The organism is Streptomyces bohaiensis, assembly GCF_012033785.1.
Classification (GTDB): Bacteria; Actinomycetota; Actinomycetes; order Streptomycetales; family Streptomycetaceae; genus Streptomyces; species Streptomyces bohaiensis.
In genome coordinates this window covers 1-4,253 of record NZ_JAAVJC010000350.1, presented here as the reverse complement: position 1 = coordinate 4,253, position 4,253 = coordinate 1, and the positions used below count along the sequence as shown (strand labels likewise).

At 74.6% G+C, this 4,253-nt stretch carries 4 protein-coding genes; 1 reads left to right on the top strand and 3 read right to left on the bottom strand.

Features of this window, described 5'->3' with window-relative positions; genetic code table 11:
• Positions 1-89: 89 nt before the first annotated feature.
• Entirely contained in the window at positions 90-1,844 is a 1,755-nt protein-coding gene (locus HCN52_RS22380) for an MFS transporter (RefSeq protein WP_168090250.1), read from the bottom strand.
• Between the two features lie 336 nt (positions 1,845-2,180).
• On the opposite strand from HCN52_RS22380, the gene HCN52_RS22375 reads away from it, so the two are divergent.
• Positions 2,181-3,119: a DUF3626 domain-containing protein gene (locus HCN52_RS22375; protein WP_168090249.1), complete on the top strand. Its 939-nt coding sequence runs from the start codon at positions 2,181-2,183 to the stop codon at positions 3,117-3,119.
• A 229-nt stretch (positions 3,120-3,348) separates the two neighbouring features.
• On the opposite strand, the gene HCN52_RS22370 is transcribed toward HCN52_RS22375, so the two are convergent.
• Together HCN52_RS22370 and HCN52_RS22365 are read right to left on the bottom strand one after the other, a co-directional pair.
• Positions 3,349-3,753, bottom strand: a complete 405-nt coding sequence (locus HCN52_RS22370; protein WP_168090248.1) for a hypothetical protein — start codon at positions 3,751-3,753, stop codon at positions 3,349-3,351.
• 122 nt (positions 3,754-3,875) lie between these two features.
• The gene (locus HCN52_RS22365) at positions 3,876-4,142 is read right to left on the bottom strand and encodes an acylphosphatase (RefSeq protein ID WP_168090247.1); all 267 of its coding nucleotides are present in this window, start codon (positions 4,140-4,142) and stop codon (positions 3,876-3,878) included.
• Between the last annotated feature and the right edge of the window lie 111 nt (positions 4,143-4,253).

Genomic DNA, 4,253 nt, shown 5'->3' with positions numbered 1-4,253 from the left:
GCGCGGCCGTTCGCGGGGCGGCCGTTCGCGGGGCGGCCGGTCGCCGGGTGGGCGGCCGGCCGCTGCCGCCGACCGACCGCTCCGGGAGGTCAGCGGTGTGCCACGGGGGTGCGTTCCACCGCGTCGGCGGGCAGGTTGGGCAGCCCTTCCGGGGTGTCCGGGACCGCGCCGGAGTTCGGTCCCCGCCCGGTGCCGTGTGCTGCGGGGCCGGGCGGCTCGTCCTGCGGCGGGTGCTCGGTGACGCGGGTCCCGGGGTGGAACCAGGAGCAGACGAACGCCAGCGCCATGGCGACGGCCATGCCGTAGAACACCCAGCGGTTGGCCTCGGCGAAGTCCAGGCGGATCGCGCCTGCGGCGTTCCGCAGCGTCTCGGCGAGCGGTCCCTCCCCGCCGGGGCCGCGGCTGCCGGTCTGGCCGGTGACGGCCTCGGCCACGCCGGACGCCGCCCGGTCCGCCTCGCCGCTGGAGAGGCCGCGTTCCCGCAGCGTGCCGGCGACATTGTGGGTGGTGGCGTGGGTGAGCAGCGTGCCGTAGACGGCGAGGCCGATGGCAGCCGCGTAGTTGCGGAGGGTCTGGATGACGCCGGTGACCTCGCCGTAGGAGGCGCCGATGGAGCGGTTGACCGCGTCGGTCGAGGCCGGGGCCAGCAGGAATCCGATCCCGGCACCGGCCAACGCCACGAACGGCCACTGGTTGTGCATCGACAGGTCGGTGAGCCGGGCGGCCCAGAGCGCGAACCCCACCGCGCCGACGGCGCCGCCGAGGCGGATCGCGGGCCGGGCACCGCGCTTGTCGAGGATGCGGCCGCCGACCTGCGAGGCGATGGCGAACCCGGCGAAGAAGTACAGCAGGTACAGCGCGGCCTGGTTGGTGGAGGCCCCGAGGGAGACCTGCGCGTAGACCGAGGCGAAGAAGAACAGCGGCACGAACGCGAGCATCGCGAAGAACAGCACCAGGTTGTCGGCGGTGAACGCCCGGTCCCGGAAGACCCGCAGCTGGATCAGCGGTTCACGGACCCGGAGTTCGTACCGGCAGAAGACCACCAGCACGGCGGCGCCGCCGATGATGCAGCCCCAGGTCACCACCGACCGCCAGCCCCAGGAGGCGGCCTGCTGGAAGCCGAGCACACCGAGCCCCATGCCGACCGCGATCAGGAACGCGCCGGTCAGGTCGAGTCGTTCGGCGCGGCGCCGGTCGGGGATGTGGGCGAGCGAGGTCAGCACCAGCGCGACGACGGCAACGGGGACGTTGACCCAGAAGATCGCCCGCCAAGTCCACTCGGTGAGCCACCCGCCGAGCAGCGGCCCGAGCGCGGTGAGGGCACCGGTGAGTCCGAAGAACAACGCCAGCGCGCGGCCCCGGCGTTCCACCGGGAAGACCGCGACCACGACGGCGAGCGCGGCGGGGAAGAGCAGCGCGGCGCCGAACCCCTGGATCGCGCGGAAGGTGATCAACCAGGCTTGGGCGAAGCCGCTGTCGGGCACCGCGCCGCACATCACGGAGGCCAGCACGAACACCACCGTGCCGATGAGCATGACCCGCTTGTGGCCGAAGATGTCGGAGAGCCGCCCACCGAGGGCGAAGAACGCCGCCAGGGCCAGCAGGTAGGCGTTGACGACCCACTGCACGCCGGAGGAGGTGAGACCGACCTCGTCACTGATGCTGGGCGCCGCGATGGCGACGATCGTCTGGTCGATGAAGATCATCGCGACGCCGAACATCATCGCGGCGAGTGCGAGCTTCGGGTTGGTCCGGCCCCGGCCGGCCGAGGGGCCCCGACCGTCGGCGGGGGGCATCTCGGGTGGCGGGGCACCGTGCGTCCTCGCGTGCCGGTGGTGGGCCATGGGGACCTCCTCGTGCGCGCCGTGCGGGCGCGGCCGCCACCCCCGCCCGCCCGCGTCGCGCCGGCGGCGGCCACCGCACCCCGCCGCCCGGGGGGCTCGCACGCCCCGCGGCCGGTCCAGAACCGGCCGGGCGGAATCCGTCCTCCCCAGCTTGGCCCGCTCCTTCCGCGACCGCACCTCCGCACCGCGGAGCGGCCGGCGGGATTGTGGGGTGGGGGGCGCCGTGGCCACCGGCGGACGGCGCGGCCCGGTGGCCCCGGCGGCACGGTGGCCTGCGGCGCCCGGTCGGTGAGAAAACCGGTGCGGGGCACGGGCGTGGAGAGGGAGACTGGCCCGATGACGACGGGCGACGCCGGGAAGCCGACGGGCGACGCCGGGAAGCCGACGGCCGACGCGACCCGGTCCGCCCGGCAGGGTGACGCCGGGCCGGCCGCTCGGGCGCTGCGCCACGTGGCGGCCAGAGCGTCCGGGCCGCCGGTCGACACCGCGTGGCGGGTGACACTCAACTTCCACCCGGACCGGAGCAACGCCGGGACCGGCATCCTCGACTCGATGGCCGGCAGCGGGATCTACTCCTCCCAGTTCGTCACCGGCACCGGGAACGGCGGGCTGACCGCGCGTCCCGGCGGTGACCGGTGGCGCTGGGAGAGCCGGATGTTCGGCGGCGCCTATGACGAGGCCCCGGCGGCGGAACGTCCCGTGTACGGCGGGCTCAACTTCCGCCATCGGCCCTTCGGCGCTGCACCGCGGTTCGGCTCCGCCCATCTGCGCCTGCGCGCGGAGACGCTGGGACGCAGCACGTTCTGCTACCCGGACAGCTGCTTCTCGCCCGATGCGGTGGGGGTCGCGGCACGGCTCGGGCTGGTCGACCGGGCCGTCGCGGACGGCCGGGACGTGCTGGACGACTACGTCGAAGCGCAGGTGCACGGGCCGGTTCTGCTCTCCCACGACGTGGAGGCGCTGGTGCTCGACCCGAGCCACCGGGGCACCTCGGTGGAGGCCGCGGCGCGGCGGCTCCCCTGCCCGCTGGAGTGGCACCCCGGCTTCCGTGTCTCGGTGGCGACCCTGCGGCAGCACCCGTACTACCGTGGCGAGCGCTACGTCGACCTCGCCGAATCCATCGCCGTCGACGGCTGGTTGGACCCCGACATCGTCGGGCGGGCAGTTGCCGCCGGGCGGCACGATCCCGCGGCCGTCAAGCGGGTGTGGCACTACGTCGCCCGCTTCGGGGCCGCCCACGGCAGCTCGGCGGTGCCGGCCGCGCCGGAGCGCTGAGCGGCCCCGGTCGCAGCGGCTCGCGACACGTCGGCGGCGGGGTGACGACAGGAGTGCGCCGGGCGCGGCGGAGCGGGCCCGAGGGCCCGGTCCGCCGCGCCCGGCGGTGGGTGGTGCGCGCAGCGCCGGCGACCGGCCGTACCGATCGCGGGCGCCGCGCGGATCAGGGTGCCGGCCCGACGGCCGGCGCGGTGCTCAGGTCTTCGTCTGCTCAGGTCACCGGCATGGCTCAGGTCACCAGCATGAAGAGCAACAGGCCGATGCCGCCGACGAAGAGCAGCAGCAGGGTGGCCAACAGGCCGTATCCCGACTTGGCGTTGGCCTGGGAGCGGGAGTCCGCCTGTGAACCGGCACGCGAGGCGGCGGCGTTGTGGACGTGGACCTCGGTGCGCTGCGTGTGCTGCGACTGCGACCGGCGGTTGGTCACGCGGTTGTCCTGGGACCGCTGGTCCTGGAACCGGCGGTCCTGGGTGCGCTGGTCCCGCTGGTCCTGGAACCGGCGGTCCTGGGTGCGCTGGTCCCGCTGGTCGCGCTGGTCCCGGTTGTCGTGCCGCTCGGCGCGCTCGCGGCGGTTCGATCGGTCCTGCGGGCGGGCAGCGCCGGACCCCTGGCTGTGGCGCGGCTGCTTGGCCATGGCGGACCCCTTCGTCGGTCTGTGCTTCTCCACATCGTGGGGCAGCCGACCGGTGGATGCGAGGGAAACGGGGTTCACGGGCGGTGCACGACAGAGCACCCGGGGCGCACGGTGGTGGAGTCTCAGCGCACGACGAACTCCGTGTCACCTACCGGCTGTTCGTCGTTCACCGTCATGTGGTCGACCACCGCCGACGCGGGGCCGCGCTGCGCCCACTCCAGCAGACTGTCCACAGCCTGTGGATCACCTTCGAACTCCGCCTCGACCCGGCCGTCCGGCAGGTTGCGCACCCACCCGGTGACACCCGCCGCGCGCGCCTCACGGCGGCAGGTGTCCCGGTAGAACACGCCCTGGACACGACCGGTCACGAGTACGTGCCTGCGGATCATGGAGACCTCCTTCGCCGTCGGTACGCACAGCATGACAGCGCGCCCCGTGCCGCGCCCGGCAGCGCGGCGGTCCGCCGGGCCGGGCGCCGGCGGCCGTGGCCGTGGTGGCGC